This is a genomic window from Pseudomonas sp. VS40, from assembly GCF_018587885.1.
GTDB lineage: Bacteria > Pseudomonadota > Gammaproteobacteria > Pseudomonadales > Pseudomonadaceae > Aquipseudomonas > Aquipseudomonas pergaminensis.
Map to the genome: position 1 here is coordinate 143,539 of NZ_JAGYWD010000004.1, position 23,374 is coordinate 166,912.

Below are 23,374 nucleotides of genomic sequence, written 5' to 3' on the forward strand. Positions count from 1 at the left end.
GTTCTTGTTATTGGAAAACGTCTTAGTCGTGGTACATCACAGACCGCCCGCCATCGATCATCAGGCAGGTGGCATTGATAAAGGGCGCCTCGTCGGTCGCCAGGAACAGTGCCGTCATCGCCACTTCAATCGGCTGGCCGATGCGCTTGGGCGGGTGCAGGTCAAACGCGCGCTGGCGCTCGGCGTGGGGGTCGGGGAAACCGTTCCAGTAGTCGACGTTGAGCTGGGTTTCGATATAGCCCGGCGCGATGGCATTCACGCGGATGCCCTTGGGCGCGTATTCGATACCAAGGGCGCGGGTAAGGCCGAGCAGGCCATGCTTGGCCACGGGATACGGGAAGCAGCCGGGAATGATGTGGCTGGAATGGGTGGAGGCTATATTGATGATGTTGCCAATGCCCTGCTCGATCATGTGCGGCAACACCGTGCGGCAGCCGAACCAGGCGCCGTCGAGGTCGATGGCGAAGCAGCGGCGCCAGTCTTCGTCGGTCATCTCCAGCGGGTCGCGGAACACGTTGACGCCGGCGCAGTTGACCAGCACATCCACGCGGCCAAAGCGCTCGATAGCCAGGTTGACCAGCGCCTGCCATTGATCTTTGGACGTGATGTCGACGGCTTGTGCATAGATGTCGGCGCCGCGTTCGCGCCAGTGGGCGGCGACCTTCTCGACTTTTTCGCCCTGGATATCCGCAATGATCAAGCGCGCCTGCTGGGCCTGAAAACACGCGACGATTGCCTCGCCAATGCCTTGGGCGGCGCCGGTGATGATCACCACTTTGCCTTTGAGCCGCTCGCCATAGGTTGGCTCGGGCACGGCGGGGAGTGACAACGGTTGTGCCTGCATCGCTTCACCTGTTTTATTTTTGGTAGTGAGTGCTGATGCAGCCGACTATAAACCTATCATTTGAAATATCTCAATATATAAATTTGCATCCCATATAGTGAGCAAATCATGATCTTCAAGGCGAACAAAATCGAATGTGGGAGCGGGCTTGCTCGCGAATACGGTGTGTCAGCCATATATGAGTTGACTGATCCACCGCATTCGCGAGCAAGCCCGCTCCCACATTTTGATCTTCAGTGTTTTTGAAAGGAGCGCTTCAGCCCAGGGCGAAATCGCGCAGCGCATCGCCTTCCATGCGATAGCGCACCCACTCTTCCTGCGGCTGGGCGCCAATGGATTTGTAGAAGGCAATCGCCGGTTCGTTCCAGTCCAGCACGCTCCACTCAAAGCGCCCGCAACCGTTGTCAAAGGCGATCTTCGCCAGGTGGCGCAACAGTTTCTTTCCCGCCCCGCCGCCGCGTTGTTCCGGGTTGATATAGAGGTCTTCGAGGTACAGGCAGTTGCTGCCCAGCCAGGTGGAATAACTGAAAAAGAACACCGCAAAACCAATCGGCACACCATCGCGCGAGCAGATCAGGCCGTGGGCGGTGGCGCCCTCGCTGAACAGGCTGCGCTCGATGTCCACCACACTGGCGATCACTTCATGCCGGGCCTTCTCGTACTCGGCAAGCTCGGTGATGAAAGTCAGGATCTGCGCAGCATCGCTGGGTACGGCGGGGCGAATCTCGATGGTCATGGGCGAGCCTTGGCAATTTCAAAGCTCACATACTAAGGCGCTTTGATGACTGATTGCAGTGCATTTTCACTGCACCTGCGTCGGGCGCCCTTACTCCGTCCACGGGTAACGCTGGCGCCAGCAACCACGTAACAATCAGCCAGGGCCTGCATGGTAAAAAGCCCGGCATAACGCCAACGACCTGAAGGCCGCCCCATGCATCCCAAGCCCCCGGTGAGCACCTCGCTGTTCGCCCTGTTCTGTCTTGCCAGTTTTCTGCTGTCGCTGTCTTACGGCTCGACCTTCCTGCTGTCGTTGCTGATTCACACACGCGGCGGCAATGAACAGGATGCGGGCAGTGTGATTTCCACGGCGATGCTGAGCACCTTTGTGGCCGTGCTGGTCTCCGGGCATTTGTCCGATGCATGGGGCGCGGCACGGGCGATTGCAGGTATGGGCCTGCTGCTGGTGGTGGCGTGCCTGGGCTTTGCACTGATGCCCGGCTTCGGCGAAGGCCTGATGCTGTTTGGCCTGGCCCTTGGGCTTGGGTGGGGTGTGTTCTACACCTTGGGACCGATCATCGTCGCCCTGCTGGTGGAGCCGCAGCATCGCGCCAAATATTTCGCGCTGCTGTCGGGCAGCATGATGAGCGGGATCGGTTCCGGGCCGCTGCTGGGGCGGGCGGCAAGCGCGCTGGGGTTGCCGTTGACCACCGCCTTTTACATTGCCGCTATCGCCAGCCTCGTCGGCGTGCTGCTGTTTTGGCGCCTTGGTGCGCAACTCAAGCAACAGGACACCGCGCCAGTGGCGAAAATCTCCTGGGTCGCCACTCGCCAGGTGCTGTCCTCCAAAGCGGCATTCGCGATCCTGATGGTTGGCCTGGGCGGTTGCGTCTTCGGCGGGCTGTCCTCGTTCCAGACCAGCTATGCGGCGGCGCACGCGCTGGACTATTCGCTGTTCTTTGCGGGCTTCCTGAGCGCGGCGATCACCAGCCGTTTGCTGATCGCAGGATTTGTCGTCAAGCGCGATGCGTACCGCGCGGCGTGTGTGCTGTCGGGGCTGATGCTGCTGTCAGTGTTGATGTTCAGTTTTACGGTGTCCGGAACCCTCAGCTATCTGCTGGCCGCCATTACTCTGGGCGTGGGTTATGGCCTGACCTATTCGGTGATCAACGGGCTGGTCGCCAATGAAGCACCCGGCGGTACGACCTCCCAGGCGCTGCTGTTATTCAGCTTGGCGTACTTCGTCGGGGTATTCGGTTTTCCGCTGCTCGCGGGGCAGATCATCGTCGCGTACGGCCTGCCGGCGCTGCTGTTGAGCCTGGTGGCGGTGGCGCTGTTCAATTGGCTGATAACCGTCGCGAGGCTGATCGCGCGACGCGCGTCCACACACAAAATCTTACAGGTCGATCAAGACCGTTCGTCGCCATCAAGGCACGAACGACAAACCTAGGCGGACCAATAGAGGGTAAGGACATTAATCATATGGAGACACCCTCATGAAAAATTCCAAGTTTGCCGCCCTCGCCCTCACCGGCCTGTTGTCTGCTGCGTCGCTGAGCGCCTTTGCCGCCAGCTCGACCACCGGACCTACCGATCCAACGCCTGACGCCACCACCGAGTCGCAGAAATCCATGGGTACTGGCATGGACACCAATGGTGGCGCGGTCATTGAGCCCGGCGCTGACCCGCGCACCCAAGGCAACGATACCCAGCGTCAAGCGCCTGCTGCCGTCGGTAACGGCAAAATGGGCCCGGCGATCAATCAGCCCAACATCAACAAGGGCGATGACTCCAACGTCCCTGGTGCGCCGAAACAACCTGCGCCTTGACCCATCGAACGCAAGACGAACACCCGATCATTTCCCAGTGAAGAGGTACGCATGAACGTCGATAGAAACCTTGAAAAAGAAGTCCTCACCCGCCTGCTGCACGCTCATCCGCAAGGCTTGGGCAAAGAGGTGCTGGATAACTACCGCGGCGAAAAAGAGGTCGCCAGTGTCTTGGCGTTCCTGCAGGACCGTGGGCTGATCAAGGATGGGCATGTGACCACCGACGACGCCGGTGAATATTCGTTGAACCTGCCGATCAAGCTGACCGCATCCGGTGTGGATGAGGCGCGCAAGCTGGACAGCGAGACCCGTCAGTAATCCTGAATACACCGCAACACAGTGTGGGAGCCGGGCTTGCCCGCGATAACGGAGTTTCAGTCACCTTATTCCTCGACTGACTGGACGCCATCGCGGGCAAGCCCGCTCCCACATTTTGATTGAGGCTATTCAGCAGTCAGCGCATCAACCTCGGCAGTGCCGGGGGACGTAGCCGGGCCCCGGCGCGTCACCGCCAACGCTGCCGCGGCATTCGCACGGCGTGCCGCTTCGGCAGGTTTCAAGCCCTTCGCCAAGCCCGCAATAAACACCCCCGCGTGCGCATCCCCGGCACCATTGCTGTCCACGGCCTGCACCTTGAAGCCAGGCACATGCGCAACCGCTCCCGGTCGCCCAACCCAGCAGCCATTCGGCCCATCACGAACCACCAGCAACGTATTGGCCGGCAGGTGTCGGCTCAACTCGGGCAACGCGGCGGCTATATCTGCCGCACCGGTAAATGCGAGCGCTTCGGGGCCATTGCTGGTCCAGATGTCGATGCGCGGCAATATCGCGCGCATTGCGGCTGATTCCGGCGCCTTCACCAGCGGGCCTGGGTCGAACACCACCACGATCTCCCGTGGCAACGTCAGCAACCAGTCGATCAGCGGCTGCGCCTTGCCCTCCAGCAACAAGCTGTAGCCGCTGACGTACACATAGTCGTCAGCCTGCGGCACAACCCTGGCCAAGTCTTCGGCACTCAGCTCACCCTCGGCGCCGATATGGGAAATGAAGGTGCGCTCAGTGGTAGCCTCGGTCAGCGATACACACAAACCGGTGTCTTTATCGGTGCTGGCCGTCTGGGCCATTTCCACCCCTTCGGCCTGCATCGCCGCGCGCGCCAGGTCGCCAAAACGCCCATTACCGTGACGCCCCAGGTAGACCACTGGCAGCCCGTTGCGCCGAGCGGCAGCCATCACATTGAAACCGCCGCCGGCTTCAAAGCTGGCCGATTGCGCCAGCACGTCGCCGCCGGTGGCGGGCAAGGTATCGAGGGCCATGACCAGGTCGACAATGACTTGGCCGGTGTGCAGCAATCTAGACATTAGGGCTCTCGACTAAAGCCGGACGACGATCAGCTGCGCCGCCCAGTACCGCGTAAATCCCGCCGGCCACCAGGAAGGTGACGATCCAGCCCAGGCCGTTGTGGCCAAGCCAGGAGTCGGACAAAGGCCCGGCGAACCAGATGTTTTCGGCAGTGGTGCCGATGGTGGTGAAGCTGAAACCCAGCACGATCGCCACGGCCCACGCGCCAAACGCACGCCACTCCACGCCGCCGCGATACCAGTAGGCGCTGCTTGGGCTCACGTCCAGCAGGTCCTTGGGGCTGTAGTAGTGACGGTGGATCAAATCGACCACAAAGATGCCGACCCACGCAGTAATCGGCACCGCCAGCAGCGAAATGAAGGTGATGAACGGGCCATAGAAGCTGTCGGCGATCAACATGAAGTAGATCGAGCCGGCGAAGATCGCCACGATGTCGACGATTACCGCATGCACGCGCTTGACCTTCAAGCCGAGCGTCAGGGTGGTGAGGCCCGCCGAGTACACCGACAGGTTGTTGGACAGCAGCAGCCCGCCGAACGCGGTGATCAGGTACGGCACCGCCATCCAGGTGGGCAACATGTCGCGGATCGCGACGATTGGGTCAGTGGCCGAGGCCAGGTCGTTGTTGCCCACCGACAGCAAGCCGCCGAGGGTAATCAACAACACCAGCGGAATGCCTGCACCAAACGCGGCGGAGGCCACCAGGCGCACGGCCTTGACGCTGCGGTGCTGATAGCGCGACATGTCGGCGCCGGCGTTGGCCCAACCGATACCGGTACCGGCAGCCATGGTGCCGATGCCGATGATCATCGCACTGAGCGGTGCCGGCGTGGCGTTGAACACGGCGCTCCAGTCGATGGTGGCGCAGAGGAAACCGCCGACCAGGATGTTCAAGGCGCCGAACACGTAAGTGGCCCACTTCTGGATCACCAGCAAGGTGGCGTGGCCCAGGCCTGACACCGACAAGGTCAGCAGCACAAAGATGGCGATGAAGATCAGGGTCAGCACCGGCGCACTTTTCGCCTCGACCGGCGAACCAAACAGGATCGAGCACAACGACAGCAGCACGAAGGCGGCCGTGGTGGTGTTGACGGTCTCCCAACCCAGGCGTGACATCAATGACACCAACGTCGGCCCGATATTGCCGCGCACGCCGAAGATGGCGCGGGACAGCGTCAGGCTCGGCGCACGGCCACGACGGCCGGCGATGGAGATGATGCCCACCACCGCAAAAGAGCCCGCAGCGCCGAGGATGGCGACGATGATCGCCTGCCAGATTGCCAAGCCTCGGAACGCGACCAGGGTCGCACCCAGCGGCAAGCCAAGAATGCTGATATTCGCCGCGAACCACACCCAGAAAAGTTGCAGCGGGTGACCGTTGCACTCGCCTTCCGGAACCGGTTCGATGCCGCGTGTTTCCAATTGCCCGGCACTTTGGCCGGAAGAAGTCGTGCTCATGAGGGGGTGCTCCAAGTGCCTGTATTGTTGTGGTTGTGGCAGAGAATCAAAGCGTCAACCGGTCATCCTGACTCGACGCGAACTCGTTAGGAGCCGGCTTGCCGGCGATGGCGGTGTCCCAGCCAATGCGTCGCCGGCTCGCCGATCGCTATCGCCGGCAAGCCGGCTCCTACGGGGTTCAGCGCAATATCAGCAGCCCTTCGACCAGCGGCTGCAAATCCAGGCCATTGACCTGCTTGACCTGTTCAATCAGCACTTCGGGCCAGCACTGCAGGCCCAGGCACGCACCGAGCATCGCGCCGAGAATCGCGGCGATGGTGTCGGTGTCACCGCCAAGGCTGGCCGCCAGGCATAGCGCTTCGAAGGCGTTCATCTCGCCCACCGCCACTTGCTGGGCCAGGGCAAACGACACCACCACCGACTCCTGGGACGCGACAGAAGTACCGATCAATTCGTACAGCAGGTCGGCAAACAGGGCCTTGTCGCCACTGCCGACACTCAAGGTCCGCGCCCAGCTGATGCGCGTGGAAATGCGCCCGCCGGCAACCCAGTGGCCATGGCCTTCGGCCTTCTGGGCAACCTGGGTGCCGATATTCAGCGCTTCGCCCAGGTCCACGCCGTTGATGCCAGCCGACACCACCGCTGCCACCGCCGCCGCACTGGAAATTCCCAGGGAGGTGTTATGGGTGACCTGGCATGCCTGGATCACCGCCTGGATAAACTGCGCCGGGTCGCTGACATCGGCGGCAATCCCCACCGGGGTGATGCGCATTGCTGCGCCATTGGTGGTGCCGTAGCGGCCGGACTCTTCCGGCGTGTGACCGGCGAGGATCATGTCGATCGCACGCTTGGTAGACGGCCCCAGCAGATCCTGCGAGCCCTTGGCGCGCATCACTGCCTCCCAATCGATCAGGCGCTGGGCCAGCTCGGTAGGCTCGATTTTGCCTTGGCCTTCCACCAGCAATTCGCCGACCAGGATGGCCTGCTCGGTGTCATCGGTGATGGAGCCGGCAGGCATGTTCGGCGCGATGGGCTGGTGGGCATCGGCATCTTCCAGCCCAGTGATGGCACCGAAACGCGCGCGGACTTGTTCGCGACTCAGGGATTGGGTCGGCATGCCCAGGGCATCGCCCAAGGCCAGGCCGTAGAAGGCGCCGAGGGCGCGGTTGTGCGGGGTCATTTCGAGTTTCCAAACTGGAGGTGCAGGCGAAAGTGCAGCGGGTCGAGCAAGCTTTCGACGTACTCCATGAAACGCTCGCGACGGTCATAGGTGGTACGCGACGCCTTGAGAAACACCGTGCCTGCGGGGCGACCGAGCAATTCGGCATCTTCATCGCTGAGGGGTTCGGCGCCGATCCATTGGTCCCCTTCGGCGCCGACATAACCGTAGGCGGCTAGGGTGATGGTCAGGGAGTTATCGATCAGGCCCACGTCTGGCAGGCTCTCCAGGCCTCCGGAGGCGGGCATCAACGAGCGCTCCAGCGACACCGCGGTGCCATCGGTGGTGCGACGGCGACGGTCGAGGGCGATGAATTGCTCACTGCCGAATCGGCTGAACAGGTCCGGGCGGGTAACGGCTTCCAGACGCAGGATGTCGGTGTTCACCCGCGCGCCTGTGTCGGCCAGGGCCTGGGCCCAACCACTGCGCTGGTCGAGCACCATGCCGTCAAAGGTGACGATGGAGCCGACGCCGCTCTGGGTCGCGATGTAGTTGCGTCGCTTGAGTTCGGCGAGGGCTTCGCGCAGGGTGCCGCGGCTGACCGCGAACTCTTCGGCCAATTGGTGCTCGCCCGGCAGCAGGAAACCGTCAGCCATGACCCCACCCTCGATACGGCGGATGAGCTCGTCGACGACGCGTTTTTTCTTATCAAATCGAACATGTCTAATCATGTACAAATTGATAACCGAAAGCGCCCATTTGCAGCAAGCGAATTATTTCAGGGAGATGAAAAAACCGGCCTCAGGGCTCCAGGCCAATGCGGAAAAACTCCCCACCGCTCCAGACCCCGAGCCAGTTCTGACCGTTGATCGGACGGCATACCGCCAGCTCCACCAACTGGTAGAACGCGTTGCGATGCACCAGGGCTTCGAGGTTGGTGCGCACCCGCAGGTACGGCGCAGGTTCCTGTGTGACGGGGTCGATCACCACCCGCAACGGGTGTTCCAGGCCGGCTTCGATCTGGTCGTCAATATTGGTGGTAAAACGCAGCACCTGGTCTTCACCCTGTCCTTCGACTTCGAGGGTTACCGCGACAAACGGCGCATCATCGACGGTGATGCCAACCTTTTCCACGGGGGTGACCAGAAAGTAATCATCGCCGTCGCGGCGGATGATGTTGGAGAACAGCTTGACCATCGGCTTACGCCCGATCGGCGTGCCTTGGTAAAACCAGGTGCCGTCGCGGGCGATGCGCATGTCGATGTGGCCGCAGAAGTCCGGGTTCCACAGGTGCACCGGTGCCGGTCCCTTGCCTTTGGGCAGTTGCGCCAACAGGTCGTTGGCCTTGGCAGAATCGGTCATGGTGCTCTCCTGGTTCTTATTGATTACTCATCCCTAACAGACCACGGGCGTATTGTGCCAGCGGGCGAGCAATCAAATCTTCTGGCTTGTTGTCGTGGAACGTCAGTAAACCGCCACGACTGCGAATACGTGCAGTATCAATCAAATACTGGGTGCTGGTCTCGATCAACATGATCTGGATGACGCCGCTGTCCAGACCGACGCGGTCGAGGGCTTCCTGATCGGCCCATTCATCGGCGTTGCCAATGCGGTCATCCGCCTTGGCGAAGCGGCAGTACAGCAAGTAGTGAGCGCCCGCCGCACGGGCTTCGGTCATTGCCTGTTCCAGGCCTTCCGGCTGACGGGCGCGGCGCACCATGGGGAAATATTCAACAAAGCCGTTGAACGCTTCTTCAGCCACCACGTTCGGTCGCGGATAAGCGCTACCCGGTGGCACGAAAGCGCCCTGGGCGATAAAAATAAAGGAGTCCGGCTGCACGCGAATCGAGGCGGTACGGCGAGTATCGCTGTGGTCCAGCAAGCCGGCATCACTCATCTGATAACGGGTGCCTTCGGCCATATCGCTGACGGTCATGCAACCACTTAGCGTCAACGACGCCAGCAACAAAACCAGACTACGCATCCTAATCCTCCAGAAGCCGGTGACGGAAAACCGGCGAATGGGCGTGAGATGCAGAATCCAGGCCATTCATCTGCAATGCTGAACAACGGTAGGAGCCGGCTTGCCGGCGATCGCGGCGCACCAGCCATCGCATACGTGACTGACAGGGCGCTATCGCTGGCAAGCCAGCGCCTACAAGGCCAACATCCATAAGGGGTGTGGTCAGCCGCCGATGATCTTCATGATGGTGGCGCCGCCAGAGAAGGCCACTTCCTGCTTATCGCCCAAGGCCTTCATCAACAGGCCTTGCAGCGCCGGCAACGCTTGATGGCGCGGCTTGTCGAGCAAGTCGCCGATGTAGTGACGGTTACTCGACGACAGGCAGCCATGCAGCCAGCCCGTGGACGACAACCGCAACCGCGAACAGGTACGGCAGAACGGCACGCTTTCGTTGGCGATCACGCCAAAGTAGCCCTTGCCCGGCACTTCGTAGCGCACGGCGGTGGCGTCCACGGGGGCATTGGCTTGCAGGTATTCATACTGCTCGCCGATCAGGCCCAGCAGTTGCTGCAGGCTGACAAATTGCTGCAGGAACGCGTTGGAATCCTTGGCCAGGTGCCCCATGCGCATCAACTCGATAAAGCGCAACTCGTAGCCACGCTCCAGGCAGTAGTCGAGCAGCGGCATGACCTGGTCAAGGTTCTGGCCGCGCAACGGCACCATATTGACCTTGATCTTGATTCCGGCAGCGCGCGCCTGGTCCATGCCATCGAGCACGGTGGCCAGGTCGCCACCACGGGCGATGCTGCGAAAAGCGTCCGCATCCAGGGTGTCGAGGGAGACATTGATGCGTTTTATCCCGGCTTCGACCAGCAATGGCAGCTTGCGCGCCAGTAACTGGCCGTTGGTAGTCAGGCTGATATCAGTGAGGCCCATGCCACCCACGGCGCCCATAAAGGCTTCCAACTTGGGGCTGACCAGCGGCTCACCGCCGGTGATACGCAGGCGGTCGATGCCCGCAGCCTCAATCAGGTACGCCACGCCACGGGCCATGGCCTCGGCCGAGAGCTCGTCCTGGGCAGCCACCAGCCGCTTGCCGTTGGGCACGCAGTAGGTACACGCATAATTGCAGGCTGAGGTCAGGCTGATCCGCAAATTGCGAAAACGCCTACCTTGACGATCAACGATCATGGATCACTCCGGCAGAGGATGGTTCGGGCGCGCTAAAAGCTGACTGAAAAATCAGCTTTTAGCAAGGGTCCATGCCTGAGTATATTCCTGGGGTACTGCGCGCGGCAGTAAATCATTACGTGGAAGGCGATTCCAGCGGTGGATGCTCGGTACTGTGCTTGCGCTTGTTGCCCATGCGCACGCCGATGTCCATCAGGAACTGGAAGAAACCTTCCTGGTCTTCCAGCACATTGCTCCAGAACGGCGAGTGGTACAGCGCCACGGCGCCGTGCACCAAGGCCCAGGCGGCGCAGTAGTGGAAGTACGGCGGCACATCTTCCAGCTTGCCTTCACTGATGCGGCCCTTGATCAGCAGGGTCAGGCGTTCGAAGTTGGAAGCACGGATCTTGTGCAGTTCCTCGACCATCTCCGGCACCTGATGGCCCTTGACCACCTTCTCTTCCAGGCGGTCGAACAGGCGGTAGCGCTGCGGGTCGCGCATACGGAACTCGAAGTAGGCGCGGGACAGGGCTTCCTTGTCCTTGTCGACGTCGGCCGAATGCAGCAACTCGTTCAAGTCGCGCTCGTAGTCGAGCATCAGGCGCAGGTAGATTTCCGCCTTGGACTTGAAGTGCTTGTAGATCGTGCCTTTGCCGATACCCACGGCATCCGCGATCATCTCGACGGTGACGCTGTCTTCACCCTGTTCGAGGAACAGCTTGAGGGCGGTGTCGAGAATTTCCTGCTCACGGCGGCGAAACTCACGGACCTTACGGGGTTCTTTGTGCATGAGGAAGAGGTCTGCAAAGGTCAAAATAGGGAGGGTTGCGCACGGCCACGGATACGCGGCGATACGATTTACCCGGTGCGAGGGATTATCCCGACTGAACGGTCGCTGGGCAATGCCTATGTGAACCGCAAACGCACTTTACTTTCAGCGTGCCAACGTTTTCATGGATCTCAGTCAGAAATAATACGCAACAACCGCCGCCGTGCACCTGCCCAATGAGAACTCAAGCGAAGCGCGCGTATTCCAAATCTGTTTAAAAAACGACCAGTCGCGACTGGACTGAATCAGATACTGATCAATACTTGAACTGTCGGCGTGACATCTCCCCCAAGTGAAGCGCCGGCCTGGGTACCAACGGACCGTGTGCCCTTGTTTTACTCCTAATGGTCTTAGCCCGGATTCACCCCCCCAGAACCCGGGTTTTTTTTGCCTGCGATTTGGTCGCGTCAGCCAGCGACGTGAGCCAGCGGGAACAGGCGCTTGAAGTTCTCGGTGGTTTGCTCGGCAAAGCGCTCATAAGACTCACCCCGCAGCATCGCCAGGTAATCCGCCACATCACGCACGTACTCGGGCAAGTTTGGCTTGCCGCGATGAGGAATCGGCGCCAGGTACGGCGAGTCTGTTTCCACCAGCAGGCGGTCAGCCGGCACTTGGCGAGCGACGTCACGCAGGGCATCAGCGTTGCGGAAGGTCACGATACCCGACAGGGAAATGTAGAACCCAAGGTCCAGGGCGGCCTTGGCCATGTCCCAGTCCTCGGTAAAGCAGTGCAACACACCGGCCTGCGGCAGCGCGGCTTCGCGCAGCAGGGCCAGGGTGTCGGCGCGGGCGCCACGGGTGTGGACGATCACCGGTTTGCCGGTCTGCTGGGCGGCTTGCAGGTGCAGGCGGAACGAGGCCTGCTGCAACTCGGCGGCTTCAGGCTCGTAGTGGTAATCCAAGCCGGTTTCGCCGATGGCCACCACGCGCGGGTGATTGAGTTCACCCAGCAACCAGTCAAGCGCCGGGGCTTCTCCGGGCTTGAGGTCCAGCGGGTGGATACCCACCGAACAATCCACATCGGCATAACGCTCGGCCAAGGCTTTGACGTCGGCGGCGTTTTCGGCGCTGACGCCAATGCACAGGAAGTGCCCTACCCCGCGCTGGCGTGCGGCTTCTAGCGCGGCGTCCAGGGAACCGCCGTGCTGGGCCAGGTCGAGGCGATCAAGGTGGCAATGGGAGTCTACGAGCATAGGTATCTACAACTTCAGTCACGAAAAGTGTCCGGCCGACGATACACCCGCCGGCCACGGGAATTAACGGCGGCCGAGCAACCCGACCCACTGCACCAGCAGCGCTTCAAGCAGCAGCACGCGGTTGAGGTTGGCTTTGCCGAGTACCTTCTGGCGCTGGGCAAGGATCCAGTCCTGGATCGTCAGCACCTTGTCCTGGGCGCTTTTCTGCGCCAGGTATTGCACCACCTTGCGCATGTCCGGCAGGCCCAGGCCGTTTTCGTCCTGGGTCAGCTGGTAGCGCAGGATCAAGCTCGACCAGTCGCAGAACCAATCGAACAGCAACAGCAGGGGAATATCCTTCCAGGCGCTTTCCGCCAGCTGAGTGGCGGACACTTCCTGCTTGATCAGTTTCTTTACGCCATCCACCACCAGCGCGCGTTGCTCACGTACGCCCTGGGCCTGCAGCTTCACCGCCGCCAACGGCGAGCCAGCCGCCAGGGTCAGCAGCTCGACGCGCTCGTCCTCGGTGCATGCCGGCAATGCCTGCGCCAGCCACTCAAGGCTCATGGCCTCGCTCGGCAGCGGGCATGCCTGCTGCACACAGCGGCTGCGGATGGTCGGCAACAGACGGCTGGACTGGTGGCTCACCAGCAGCAACACGGTATCGCCGGAGGGCTCCTCCAGGCTCTTGAGCAAGGCGTTGGCGGCGTTGATGTTCATCGCCTCCACCGGCTCGATCAGCACCACCTTGCGCCCACCCATCTGCGCGGTCTGCACCACGAAGCTGACGAGGTCACGCACCTGGTCGACCTTGATCGCCTTGTCGGCTTCCTCGGGCTCCAGCAGGTAGTTGTCCGGGTGACTGCCGGCCTTGAGCAACAGGCACGACTTGCACTCGCCGCAGGCTTCCAGGTTGACCGGGCGCTGGCACAACAGGCTGGCCATGAGTCGCTCGGCCAGGTCACGTTTGCCGATACCCACCGGCCCATGCAGCAGGTAGGCATGAGCGTGCTGGGCACGGCCGGCCAGTTGCTGCCACAGGTTGTCCTGCCACGGGTAGGCTTCAGCCACGGGCGCGCTCCAGCAATGTTGGCAGCAGGGCATCAATGGCTTGCTGTACCTTGACCAACGGCTGGGCGGCATCCAGCAGGTGATAACGCGCAGGCTCGGCGGCGGCGCGCGTGAGGAACGCAGTACGTACGGCATCGAAGAAGGCCTGGCCTTCCAGTTCGAAACGGTCCAGGCGGCCACGGGCACTGGCGCGTGCCAGGCCCACTTCCACCGGCAGGTCGAACACCAGGGTCAGGTCGGGGCGCAGGTCGCCCTGGACAAAGGTTTCCAGGGTGGCGATGCGCTCCAGGGACAGGCCCCGGCCGCCGCCCTGGTAGGCATAGGTAGAGTCGGTGAACCGGTCGCAGATCACCACCGCACCGCGTGCCAGGGCTGGGCAAATCACTTCGGCCAGGTGCTGGGCACGCGCCGCGAACACCAGCAGCAGCTCGGTATCCGGGTTCATCTGCTCTTCACCTGGGGCCAGCAGCACCTCGCGGATACGCTCGGCCAGCGGCGTGCCGCCGGGCTCGCGGGTCAGCACCACCTCGATGCCTTCGCTGCGCAAACGCTCGGCCAGGTAATCGCGGTTGGTACTTTTGCCGGCGCCTTCGGGGCCTTCCAGGGTAATAAACAAGCCAGTCACAGGCAGTCCTTAGTCAGAATTATTGCGGGCTTTGCGGCGCGGCGGTGCCCGGCGTCGGTTCGGCCGGTTTTTCAACCGGCGCCTGCTCGGGCGCGTCCGACGAAGGCGCCGCGTCTTGCGCAGGCTTCACCACCGGTGCCGGGCTGGACCGGTAATCGGCACGGCGCTTGAGCTGGAACTCACGCACGGCGGCATTATGCGCATCCAGGTCATCAGAGAAAATATGGCTGCCGTCGCCCCGTGCGACAAAATACAGGCTGCTGCCCGGCACCGGGTTCAGCGCGGCATGGATCGCCTCGCGGCCGACCATGGCGATCGGCGTCGGCGGCAGGCCGGCGACCATGTAGGTGTTGTAGGGGTTGGCTTCCTTGAGGTGGGCGCGGGTCAACTTGCCGTTGTAGCGTTCACCCAGGCCGTAGATCACCGTCGGGTCAGTCTGCAATAGCATGCCAACCTTAAGGCGCCGCACGAATACCCCGGCGATCTGCCCTCGTTCTTCGGGTACGCCGGTTTCTTTCTCCACCAGGGAGGCCATGATCAGCGCTTGATAAGGGTCGGTATACGGCGCATCGGCAGCGCGCTTGCTCCACTCCTGGGCGAGTACATCATCCAGGCGGTTGTAGGCTTTTTTCAGGAATTCGACGTCGGTCATGCCACGCACGAAGCGGTAGGTATCCGGGAAGAACCGTCCTTCGGGAAACACGCCGGGGTGGCCGAGCTTGTCCATGACTTCGCTGTCACTGAGCCCCGAGAGGGTCTGCACGATCTTTTCATGCTTGGCCAGGGCCGAGCGCACCTGGCGGAAGTTCCAGCCTTCGACCAGGGTCAGGCTGTACTGCACCACTTCGCCACGCTGCCACAGGCCGATCAAGCCCTGCGCCGTCATGCCGGGCGTCATGCGGTACTCACCACTGTGCAGTGGCTGGCCGTCGAGGTTGAAGCGCCAGTACAGGCGCAACCAGAAGGCGCCCTCCAGCACACCGTCGGCTTCCAGGCGATTGAAGGTACCGGTGGGGGTCGCCCCTGCCGGTACGTCGAGCAATTGCTCCTGGGTCAAGTTCAAGGGCTGCGTCAAGGCAGCGTCGAACTTCCAGGCCGAATAGCCCAACAGCAAAGCCGCCGAGAACAGACCAATCAGCAGCAGTACAACCAGTTTTCGTATCAACTCAAATTTCCAATAGCGCGCGAACAATGCCCTGCAGTTTACGGGTGAGCGGCCCAACCGACCAGCTCATCGCAGCGTACCCGCGCACCGGCCAAATGCCATAAACGCTGTTGCACACAAAGACTTCATCGGCTTGCTGCAGTTGCTCAAGATCGATGTCGGCCACGGCCACCGGGATGCCCAGGGTCTGTGCCTGGGCCAGAATCTCGGCGCGCATGACCCCGGCAACCCCACAACGGGTCAGATCAGCGGTTAGTAACAAGCCGTTGCGCACCAGGAAAACATTGCTGAATACCCCTTCGATGACACGACCGGACATGTCCAGCATCAAGCCTTCGGCATGCTCGGTATCCTGCCATTCGGCGCGGGCGATCACCTGCTCCAGGCGATTGAGGTGCTTGAGACCGGCCAGCAATGGCTGCTCGGCCAGGCGCGTGGCACATGGAAACAGGCGGATGCCGTCCATTCCATGGGCGTGGGGATAGGTCGCGGGCGGACTGCCCTGCAAGATGCGGCGCACGGGTGCGCCAGGGTTGATGCCGTAACCGCGCAGGCTGTCGCCACGGGTCAGGATCAATTTGAGAACACCGTCACCCAAGGCGGCGGCATAGGCCAGCACTTCGCTGCGGATCAATGCATGATCCGCAACCAAGGCGAGGCGCCTGCACCCCTCATCGAGCCGGTGCAGGTGACGGTCGAGCAGCAAGGGCTGCCCGGCCTTGACCGCGATGGTCTCGAACAGTCCATCGCCATACGCCAGGCCGCGATCTTTCAGGGGCACGCTGTCCGCTGGCTGACCGTCGACCCAGCTGTGCATCACTCGGCGAACCGGCGGAACACCAGGGAACCGTTGGTGCCGCCAAAACCGAACGAGTTGGAGATCACCACGTCGATCGGCATGGGTTGCGCTTCGTGAGGCACGAAGTTCAGGTCGCAGCCTTCGTCCGGCTCATCCAGGTTGATGGTCGGCGGAGCGACCTGGTCCTTGATGGCCATGACGCTGAAGATCGCTTCGACCGCGCCTGCCGCACCCAACAAGTGACCGGTCATGGACTTGGTGGAGCTGACCGCCAGCTTGTAGGCATGCTCGCCGAACACCGACTTGATGGCTTCGGCTTCCGCCAAGTCGCCCGTCGGGGTCGACGTGCCATGGGCGTTGATGTACTGCACCTGGTCCGCATTGACCTTGGCATCGCGCAGGGCGTTGGTGATGCAACGCGCAGCGCCGGCACCGTCGGACGGTGGCGAGGTCATGTGGTAGGCATCGCCGCTCATGCCAAAGCCGATCAGCTCGGCATAGATGGTGGCGCCGCGCGCCTTGGCGTGCTCCAACTCTTCCAGCACCAGGGCACCGGCACCGTCGGACAGCACGAAGCCGTCACGGCCCTTGTCCCACGGACGGCTGGCACGGGTCGGTTCGTCATTGCGCGTCGACAGCGCACGGGACGCGCCGAAGCCGCCCATGCCCAGGCCACAGGCGGCCATTTCGGCGCCGCCCGCGATCATCACGTCGGCTTCGTCATAGGCAATGTTACGCGCGGCCATGCCGATGCAGTGCGTGCCGGTGGTGCACGCCGTGGCGATGGCGTAGTTAGGCCCCTGTGCGCCCAGGTGGATGGACAGGAAACCGGAAATCATATTGATGATCGAGCCCGGTACGAAGAACGGTGAAATTCGACGAGGGCCGGAATCGTGCAAGGTGCGGCTGGTTTCTTCGATATTGGTCAAACCGCCAATACCTGAACCCATGGCCACGCCGATGCGATCACGGTTGGCGTCGGTGACTTCCAGGCCGGCGTTACGCACTGCCTGAAAACCGGCTGCCAGGCCGTATTGAATGAACAGGTCGAGTTTGCGGGATTCTTTTACCGAGAGATATTCCTCGACATTGAAACCCTTTACCGAGCCGCCAAAACGGGTGGAATAGGCAGAAAGGTCCGTGTGTTCGATCAGACCAATACCACTGTGGCCAGCCAGAATGCCCTGCCAACTGCTTGGCACATCCGTGCCCAGTGGCGACAACATACCCATACCGGTGACTACGACGCGTCTACGCGACACAGCACTCTCCTTTTTCTAATGACGACACTTTTGCTTCAGCGCGTACTTTTCATCAGGGCTAAAGAAAAAACCGCACGCCGTTACAGCAGTGCGGTTTTTCCCTGACAGCAAGCGACGACTACAAACTATTACGCCTGGTGGCTAGTAACGTAGTCGATAGCAGCTTGAACAGTAGTGATTTTTTCAGCTTCTTCGTCCGGGATTTCGGTCTCGAATTCCTCTTCCAGAGCCATCACCAGCTCAACGGTGTCAAGGGAATCGGCACCCAGGTCTTCTACGAAGGAAGCAGTGTTGACCACTTCTTCTTCTTTAACGCCCAGTTGCTCGGCGACGATTTTCTTGACGCGCTCTTCGATGGTGCTCATACCTTGTTTAACTCCTAATGGACAAATTCAGGCAGCTGGCCAGTGGGTAAGTGTATAGAAAGCCTTTTCAGCTTTTCAACTGAAAGCTTCACCCTGTACCCGGTCGGCCACCTGCCTATAAATTAAGTTGCAGCTTTATAACGGATTTTAGACAGCTCGTATGACATTTTTTTGAAGCGATCCGTCACAATTTAACTCATGTACATCCCGCCGTTCACCGGGATTGTAGCCCCAGTCACGTATGCCGCACCGTCGGATGCCAGGAAAGTGACCACATTCGCGATCTCTTGAGCCTGACCCAGACGGCCCAGCGGAATCTGCGTCAGCAACGCTTCACGCTGTGCTTCCGGCAGTTCGCGGGTCATATCGGTGTCGATGAACCCTGGGGCCACCGAGTTGACCGTAATCGACCGCGAGCCGACTTCACGTGCCAATGCACGGCTGAAACCTTCCAGACCGGCCTTGGCGGAGGCGTAGTTTACTTGGCCTGCGTTGCCCATGGCACCCACTACGGAGCCAATATTGATAATTCGGCCCCAACGCGCCTTGGTCATGCCACGCAAAACGCCCTTGGACAGGCGAAACAGACTGTTCAAGTTGGTGTCGACCACGTCGTACCACTCGTCGTCTTTCATGCGCATCATCAGGTTATCGCGGGTGATACCGGCGTTATTCACCAGAATCGCCGGCGCGCCGAACTGTGCGGTGATCTCAGCCAGTACGGCAGCCACGGACTCATCGCTGGTCACGTTCAGCTCAAGGCCGGTGCCTTGCACGCCGTTTTCCTTTAGGGTCGCGGCGATACGCTCGGCGCCCGAAGCGGAAGTGGCAGTGCCGATCACAACAGCGCCCTGACGGCCCAGTTCCAGGGCGATCGCCTGGCCAATGCCACGGCTAGCGCCGGTAACCAGTGCAACTTTACCTTGCAGACTCATGCAGGCTTCTCCTAAGTGCGGAAATCAGGCCAGTGCCGCGCGAGCGGCAGCGAAGGCATCCGGGGTATTGAGGTTGGCGGTCGACACACCGTCGGCGCAACGTTTGTTGAGGCCGGCCAGGACTTTGCCCGGGCCGCACTCGACCAGCTCGGTGGCGCCATTGGCCGCCAGGGTCTGGACCGACTCAACCCAGCGTACGGGCTTGTAGAGCTGCTCCAGCAGGTCGCGCTTGAGGGTGTCGAGGTCGGCGGCCACGGCTGCGCTGACGTTCTGCACCAGCGGGATCTGCGGCGCCTGCCAGTTGATGGCGGCGATGGACTCGGCAAAGCGCTCGGCAGCCGGACGCATCAGCTCGCAGTGCGATGGCACGCTCACCGGCAACGGCAAGGCGCGCTTGGCGCCACGGGCCTTGCAGCCTTCGATCGCACGCTCAACGGCAGCCTTGGCACCCGCAATCACCACCTGGCCAGGGGAGTTGAAGTTTACTGCGCTGACGACTTCGCCCTGGGCCGCTTCGGCGCAGGCTTCGATCACGACGGCATCGTCCAGGCCCAGGATCGCGGCCATGCCGCCCTGCCCGGCTGGAACGGCTTCTTGCATCAGTTGGCCACGACGCTCGACCAGCTTGACCGCTTCACCGAGGGTCAGGCTGCCCGCCGCCACCAGGGCGCTGTATTCGCCCAGGCTGTGACCGGCCACGAATGCCGGACGCGCGCCACCTTCCGCCAGCCACAAGCGCCACAAGGCGATCGAAGCGGTCAGGATGGCCGGCTGGGTTTTATCGGTTTGATTGAGTTGCTCTTCCGGCCCTTGCTGGGTCAGTGCCCACAGGTCGTAACCGAGGGCGTCGGAAGCCTCTTTAAAGGTGTCCAGGATCAGCGGGTACTGCGCGCCCAGCTCGGCCAACATGCCGAGGGACTGCGAACCCTGCCCTGGAAAGACGAATGCGAGGGATGTAGACATGTAACAAGCCCCTAATGATCTGGTCGTCAAAAATGCGCACTCCTACGGTGGGAGCGCACGAAACTGACAGATTGGATGGTCAATTGAACTGGCCGGTCACATTTAAGCACTCCCGGGCCGATTCGCCTAAGGCAACAGGTCCTCTAGACGGCCATGCAAGCGTTGCGGCAGGTTTTCCTGGATCTCGATCAGGGCCCGCGCAATCGCGCTTTGAAAGCCTTCCACGCCGGCCGAGCCATGGCTTTTCACCACAATGCCCTGCAACCCCAGGAAACTCGCGCCATTATGTCGCGCCGGGGCCAGGTCAGCCTGCAGGCGGCGCATCAACGGCAGCGCCAGCGCGCCAACCAAGCGCGAGGCCAGGCTCTGCTTGAACAGTGCTTCGATACGCGTGGCGATCATGGTCGCCAGGCCTTCGCTGGATTTGAGCAGGATATTGCCGACAAATCCGTCGCACACCACCACGTCCGCCTCACCGCGATACAACCCGTCACCCTCGACAAAGCCGATGTAGTTCAAGCCGCGCGCACCTTGCAGCAACGTGGCGGCGAGCTTGACCTGCTGGTTACCCTTGATGTCTTCGGTACCGATATTCAGCAAGGCAACGCGCGGACGCGCCACGCCAAGCGCCTCGGCGGCCACCGAGCCCATCACGGCGAACTGCAGCAGATGCTCGGCGCTGCAATCGACGTTTGCGCCCAAGTCCAGCAACTGGCAGTAGCCCTTCTGCGTCGGAATCGCCGCCACCATCGCGGGCCGGTCAATGCCGGGCAGCGTCTTGAGCACAAACCGCGACAACGCCATCAGGGCCCCGGTATTGCCGGCACTGACACAAGCTTGCACCTTGCCATCACGCAGCAGCTCCAGGGCTACCCGCATCGAAGAGTCGGGCTTGCCACGCAAGGCTGCCGCTGGCTTTTCATCCATGGTGATGGTTTCGCTGGCTGGCGTAATCGTCAGGCGCGCGCGATCCACCGCCGGATGGCTGGCAATCAGTTCTTCAAGTAAGGAGGGTTGACCGACAAGGGTCAGGTGCAGCGAGGGTGTTGCAGACAGGCTGGCAATGCAGGCCTGAACAATGCTGCGGGGACCGAAGTCCCCGCCCATTGCGTCTATCGCGATGACTAGAGCAGACAAGTGATTACTCGTCAGCGCCCTTGTCGATCACTTTACGGCCACGGTATACGCCTTCTGGCGATACGTGGTGACGCAGGTGAACTTCACCGGTGGTCTTTTCTACGGACAGGGTGCTAGCCTCGAGAGCGTCGTGCGAACGGCGCATGTCACGGGCGGAGCGGGATTTTTTGTTCTGCTGAACAGCCATAATTGATTAACTCCTAAACGTTTGGGTCACGCTTTAACTGCGCCAATACACTGAACGGGTTGGACCGCGTTACCTCGTCCTCGCTCGGTTCGGGCTCGTCATCGAGGCCCGCCGGCTGCTGGCATTCTTCCGGATGATGAGCAGGCACAATGGGCAAGGCGAGCAAAAGCTCCTCCTCGATCAGTGCATGCAGATCCAAAGGATCTTCGCCCAGTTCCAGCACGTCATAACCTTTCGGCAACGACTGGGTATTCGCACCCTCCTTCACCACAGCATAACTGCACTCGCTGTGGATCGGCAGGGTGACCAGCTCAAGACAACGCTGGCAAACCATTTTGACTTCGGTGTCGATAAAGCTGTGAATGACCACAGATTTACGTTCATCTCGTTCAAAAACGAATTTGGCCTGCACCGTACCGACAGTGTCGGAAAGCGGGTCGCAGAGTCTCTCCAAATCGGCCAGCAGCAACTCACCTTGAAGGGAGGTGCCACGATCAGCCAATTTGCGCGGGTCAACGTGAGGTGGAATCGGGTCATTCAACATAGGCGCAGCATTATAGGGATGCACCCAGCCATGTCAAAGGAAATTCAGCCCTGTGCGTCAGCCGGTCGCCCCGCTAGAATCCCCCGCTGCCCTGAGGAGACGCCCATGCTGCCTTTATTACTTGCATCCAGCTCGGTTTATCGCCGGGAATTGCTGAGCCGCCTGCACCTGCCGTTCATCTGCAGCTCGCCGGATATCGACGAGAGCCACCGCGAAAATGAATCCGCCATTGAACTGGTCAAGCGCCTGGCCGAACAGAAAGCCCGCGCCCTGGCCGCCAGTCATCCCGGGCATTTGATCATTGGCTCCGACCAGGTGGCCGCGCTCGACGGCCAGATCATCGGCAAGCCCCACACCTTCGAGAACGCCCGCGAACAATTGCTGGCAGCCAGCGGTAAGCGCGTCAGCTTCCTCACCGGGCTGGCACTGCTGAACAGCGAGACGGGGCACTGCCAGGTCGATTGCGTACCTTTTACCGTGCACATGCGTGAGCTGGACGTTGAGCGTGTTGAGCGCTATCTGCGGATCGAGCAGCCATATGACTGCGCCGGGAGCTTCAAGGCTGAGGGTTTGGGTGTGAGCCTGTTCCAGAGCACCGAAGGGCCGGACGCGACCAGCTTGGTTGGCTTGCCGCTGATACGACTGGTGGACATGCTGCTGGCTGAAGGCGTCCAGATCCCTTAAGCCCACCACCAAACCACTGTGGGAGCAGGCTTGCCTGCGATAGCGGTGGTCCTGCCACTATAGATGTCGACTGGCCCGCTATCGCGGGCAAGCCCGCTCCCACATTTGAATCGATGCGCCTGCTGGATCAGCGCAGGGATGGGCCTTGGAAGCCCATATAAAAGGCCAGCTTCTCGGCCACACTGGCACCGAGCCGCTTGGAGAAACGATCAAACGGCGATTCTTCCACCGTGAAATCCACCAACTCCTTCTCGCCAATCACATCCCGTGCGACCGAACTGGCACTGCCCAGGCCGTCGATCAAGCCCAGCGGCAACGCCTGCTCGCCCGACCACACCAGCCCGGAGAACAGCTCCGGGTGGTCTTTATCCTTCAAGCGATCGCCACGCCCTTGTTTCACGCTGGCGATGAACTGGCGATGGGTGGTGTCAAGCACGCCCTGCCAGAACTGGGTTTCATCGGCCTTTTGCGGCTGGAACGGGTCGAGAAAAGCCTTGTGCTCACCCGAGGTGTAGGTACGACGCTCCACCCCCAGCTTCTCCATGGTGCCGACAAACCCATAACCGGCCGCCGTCACCCCGATGGAGCCCACCAGGCTGGCCTTGTCGGCGTAGATCTGGTCAGCGGCACTGGCGATGTAATAGGCGCCGGAAGCCCCCAGGTCGGAGATAACGGCGTACAGCTTGATCTCCGGGTGCAGGCCACGCAGACGGCGAATCTCGTCATACACATAACCCGACTGCACAGGGCTGCCGCCCGGACTGTTGATGCGCAGGATCACGCCCTTGACCTTGGGGTCCTCAAACGCGGCACGCAGGCTGCTGACGATATTGTCGGCACTGGCGGATTCCTTGTCGGCGATTACCCCGCGCACTTCGATCAGCGCGGTGTAGTTGGCGCCACGGGTCGCGCTTTTTTCCATGTCCATCAACGGGCTGAACAGCGCTAGCATGGCGATAAGCCAGATAAAGGTCAGCAGCTTGAAGAAAATCCCCCAGCGCCGCGCACGACGCTGCTCCTGGACACTGGCCAGGAGGGTTTTCTCCAGCAGCTTCCAGCTCTTGTCATCACTGCTTTCAGCCTTTTCGGGCGCTTTCCACTCGTCACTCATGCCATCAACCCCAGCAAAGA

At 61.3% G+C, this 23,374-nt stretch carries 27 protein-coding genes; 4 read left to right on the forward strand and 23 right to left on the reverse strand.

The window, feature by feature from the left end; all coding sequences use genetic code 11:
- Positions 1–22: 22 nt before the first annotated feature.
- Both KHP07_RS13390 and KHP07_RS13395 read right to left on the reverse strand, forming a co-directional pair.
- Positions 23–844: an SDR family oxidoreductase gene (locus tag KHP07_RS13390; protein WP_099493642.1), complete on the reverse strand. Its 822-nt coding sequence runs from the start codon at positions 842–844 to the stop codon at positions 23–25.
- Between the two features lie 256 nt (positions 845–1,100).
- The gene (locus KHP07_RS13395; RefSeq protein ID WP_034099874.1) at positions 1,101–1,580 is read right to left on the reverse strand and encodes a GNAT family N-acetyltransferase; all 480 of its coding nucleotides are present in this window, start codon (positions 1,578–1,580) and stop codon (positions 1,101–1,103) included.
- Between the two features lie 195 nt (positions 1,581–1,775).
- Between KHP07_RS13395 and KHP07_RS13400 the strand changes: the two genes are divergently transcribed.
- From KHP07_RS13400 to KHP07_RS13410, 3 genes are read left to right on the forward strand one after another with little or no spacing between them, the layout of a single operon-like run.
- Positions 1,776–3,011 carry an MFS transporter gene (locus KHP07_RS13400; protein ID WP_214497326.1) on the forward strand — a complete coding sequence of 412 codons (1,236 nt, stop codon included), beginning with the start codon at positions 1,776–1,778 and terminating at the stop codon, positions 3,009–3,011.
- Between the two features lie 46 nt (positions 3,012–3,057).
- Positions 3,058–3,390 (forward strand): hypothetical protein, encoded by a 333-nt coding sequence (locus KHP07_RS13405; protein ID WP_028617564.1) that lies wholly within the window; start codon positions 3,058–3,060, stop codon positions 3,388–3,390.
- A 51-nt stretch (positions 3,391–3,441) separates the two neighbouring features.
- Positions 3,442–3,708 (forward strand): hypothetical protein, encoded by a 267-nt coding sequence (locus tag KHP07_RS13410; RefSeq protein ID WP_078049840.1) that lies wholly within the window; start codon positions 3,442–3,444, stop codon positions 3,706–3,708.
- Between the two features lie 125 nt (positions 3,709–3,833).
- On the opposite strand, the gene KHP07_RS13415 is transcribed toward KHP07_RS13410, so the two are convergent.
- The 20 genes from KHP07_RS13415 to KHP07_RS13510 form a co-directional block, all read right to left on the reverse strand.
- Complete coding sequence (locus tag KHP07_RS13415; protein WP_214497327.1) at positions 3,834–4,751, reverse strand: PfkB family carbohydrate kinase; 918 nt, start codon at positions 4,749–4,751, stop codon at positions 3,834–3,836.
- Complete coding sequence (locus KHP07_RS13420; RefSeq protein WP_025854160.1) at positions 4,744–6,210, reverse strand: purine-cytosine permease family protein; 1,467 nt, start codon at positions 6,208–6,210, stop codon at positions 4,744–4,746. The genes KHP07_RS13415 and KHP07_RS13420 overlap by 8 nt, the downstream gene beginning before the upstream one ends.
- A 178-nt stretch (positions 6,211–6,388) precedes the next feature.
- Positions 6,389–7,390, reverse strand: coding sequence for an ADP-ribosylglycohydrolase family protein (locus tag KHP07_RS13425; RefSeq protein ID WP_214497328.1), 1,002 nt, complete (start codon positions 7,388–7,390; stop codon positions 6,389–6,391).
- Positions 7,387–8,100, reverse strand: coding sequence for a GntR family transcriptional regulator (locus tag KHP07_RS13430; protein WP_078049843.1), 714 nt, complete (start codon positions 8,098–8,100; stop codon positions 7,387–7,389). The genes KHP07_RS13425 and KHP07_RS13430 overlap by 4 nt, the downstream gene beginning before the upstream one ends.
- A gap of 70 nt (positions 8,101–8,170) precedes the next feature.
- A complete protein-coding gene (locus KHP07_RS13435; RefSeq protein WP_214497329.1) occupies positions 8,171–8,731 on the reverse strand; it encodes a DUF1285 domain-containing protein in 561 nt (186 codons plus the stop codon).
- Positions 8,732–8,747: 16 nt separating this feature from the next.
- Positions 8,748–9,353, reverse strand: coding sequence for a DUF4823 domain-containing protein (locus KHP07_RS13440; protein ID WP_214497330.1), 606 nt, complete (start codon positions 9,351–9,353; stop codon positions 8,748–8,750).
- Between the two features lie 201 nt (positions 9,354–9,554).
- Complete coding sequence (locus KHP07_RS13445; protein WP_078049846.1) at positions 9,555–10,523, reverse strand: GTP 3',8-cyclase MoaA; 969 nt, start codon at positions 10,521–10,523, stop codon at positions 9,555–9,557.
- Positions 10,524–10,638: 115 nt separating this feature from the next.
- Positions 10,639–11,292 carry a TetR/AcrR family transcriptional regulator gene (locus KHP07_RS13450; protein ID WP_028617572.1) on the reverse strand — a complete coding sequence of 218 codons (654 nt, stop codon included), beginning with the start codon at positions 11,290–11,292 and terminating at the stop codon, positions 10,639–10,641.
- A 446-nt stretch (positions 11,293–11,738) separates the two neighbouring features.
- A complete protein-coding gene (locus KHP07_RS13455; protein WP_100492305.1) occupies positions 11,739–12,524 on the reverse strand; it encodes a TatD family hydrolase in 786 nt (261 codons plus the stop codon).
- A gap of 63 nt (positions 12,525–12,587) precedes the next feature.
- A complete protein-coding gene (locus KHP07_RS13460; protein ID WP_214497331.1) occupies positions 12,588–13,577 on the reverse strand; it encodes a DNA polymerase III subunit delta' in 990 nt (329 codons plus the stop codon).
- Positions 13,570–14,202 carry a dTMP kinase gene (tmk, locus tag KHP07_RS13465; RefSeq protein ID WP_214497332.1) on the reverse strand — a complete coding sequence of 211 codons (633 nt, stop codon included), beginning with the start codon at positions 14,200–14,202 and terminating at the stop codon, positions 13,570–13,572. The genes KHP07_RS13460 and tmk overlap by 8 nt, the downstream gene beginning before the upstream one ends.
- 19 nt (positions 14,203–14,221) lie before the next feature.
- Entirely contained in the window at positions 14,222–15,367 is a 1,146-nt protein-coding gene (gene mltG / locus KHP07_RS13470; RefSeq protein ID WP_214497333.1) for an endolytic transglycosylase MltG, read from the reverse strand.
- Between the two features lies 1 nt (position 15,368).
- On the reverse strand, positions 15,369–16,184 hold the full coding sequence (gene pabC / locus KHP07_RS13475) for an aminodeoxychorismate lyase (RefSeq protein WP_214497334.1): 816 nt from the start codon (positions 16,182–16,184) through the stop codon (positions 15,369–15,371).
- Positions 16,184–17,428, reverse strand: a complete 1,245-nt coding sequence (fabF, locus tag KHP07_RS13480; protein ID WP_068935423.1) for a beta-ketoacyl-ACP synthase II — start codon at positions 17,426–17,428, stop codon at positions 16,184–16,186. The genes pabC and fabF overlap by 1 nt, the downstream gene beginning before the upstream one ends.
- A 128-nt stretch (positions 17,429–17,556) precedes the next feature.
- Positions 17,557–17,793 (reverse strand): acyl carrier protein, encoded by a 237-nt coding sequence (gene acpP / locus KHP07_RS13485; RefSeq protein WP_003175607.1) that lies wholly within the window; start codon positions 17,791–17,793, stop codon positions 17,557–17,559.
- Positions 17,794–17,984: 191 nt separating this feature from the next.
- Positions 17,985–18,728, reverse strand: a complete 744-nt coding sequence (gene fabG / locus KHP07_RS13490) for a 3-oxoacyl-ACP reductase FabG (RefSeq protein WP_005790544.1) — start codon at positions 18,726–18,728, stop codon at positions 17,985–17,987.
- Between the two features lie 24 nt (positions 18,729–18,752).
- The gene (fabD, locus tag KHP07_RS13495; RefSeq protein WP_021491483.1) at positions 18,753–19,691 is read right to left on the reverse strand and encodes an ACP S-malonyltransferase; all 939 of its coding nucleotides are present in this window, start codon (positions 19,689–19,691) and stop codon (positions 18,753–18,755) included.
- A 126-nt stretch (positions 19,692–19,817) separates the two neighbouring features.
- Positions 19,818–20,828: a phosphate acyltransferase PlsX gene (plsX, locus tag KHP07_RS13500; RefSeq protein ID WP_099493653.1), complete on the reverse strand. Its 1,011-nt coding sequence runs from the start codon at positions 20,826–20,828 to the stop codon at positions 19,818–19,820.
- A 4-nt stretch (positions 20,829–20,832) separates the two neighbouring features.
- Positions 20,833–21,015, reverse strand: a complete 183-nt coding sequence (gene rpmF / locus KHP07_RS13505; RefSeq protein WP_003179396.1) for a 50S ribosomal protein L32 — start codon at positions 21,013–21,015, stop codon at positions 20,833–20,835.
- Positions 21,016–21,028: 13 nt separating this feature from the next.
- Positions 21,029–21,559, reverse strand: coding sequence for a YceD family protein (locus KHP07_RS13510; RefSeq protein WP_010566563.1), 531 nt, complete (start codon positions 21,557–21,559; stop codon positions 21,029–21,031).
- Between the two features lie 105 nt (positions 21,560–21,664).
- On the opposite strand from KHP07_RS13510, the gene KHP07_RS13515 reads away from it, so the two are divergent.
- Positions 21,665–22,243: a Maf family protein gene (locus tag KHP07_RS13515; protein WP_099493654.1), complete on the forward strand. Its 579-nt coding sequence runs from the start codon at positions 21,665–21,667 to the stop codon at positions 22,241–22,243.
- Between the two features lie 127 nt (positions 22,244–22,370).
- Here KHP07_RS13515 and KHP07_RS13520 read toward each other — a convergent pair whose 3' ends face one another.
- Positions 22,371–23,354: a S49 family peptidase gene (locus tag KHP07_RS13520; RefSeq protein ID WP_099493655.1), complete on the reverse strand. Its 984-nt coding sequence runs from the start codon at positions 23,352–23,354 to the stop codon at positions 22,371–22,373.
- Positions 23,355–23,374: the final 20 nt, after the last annotated feature.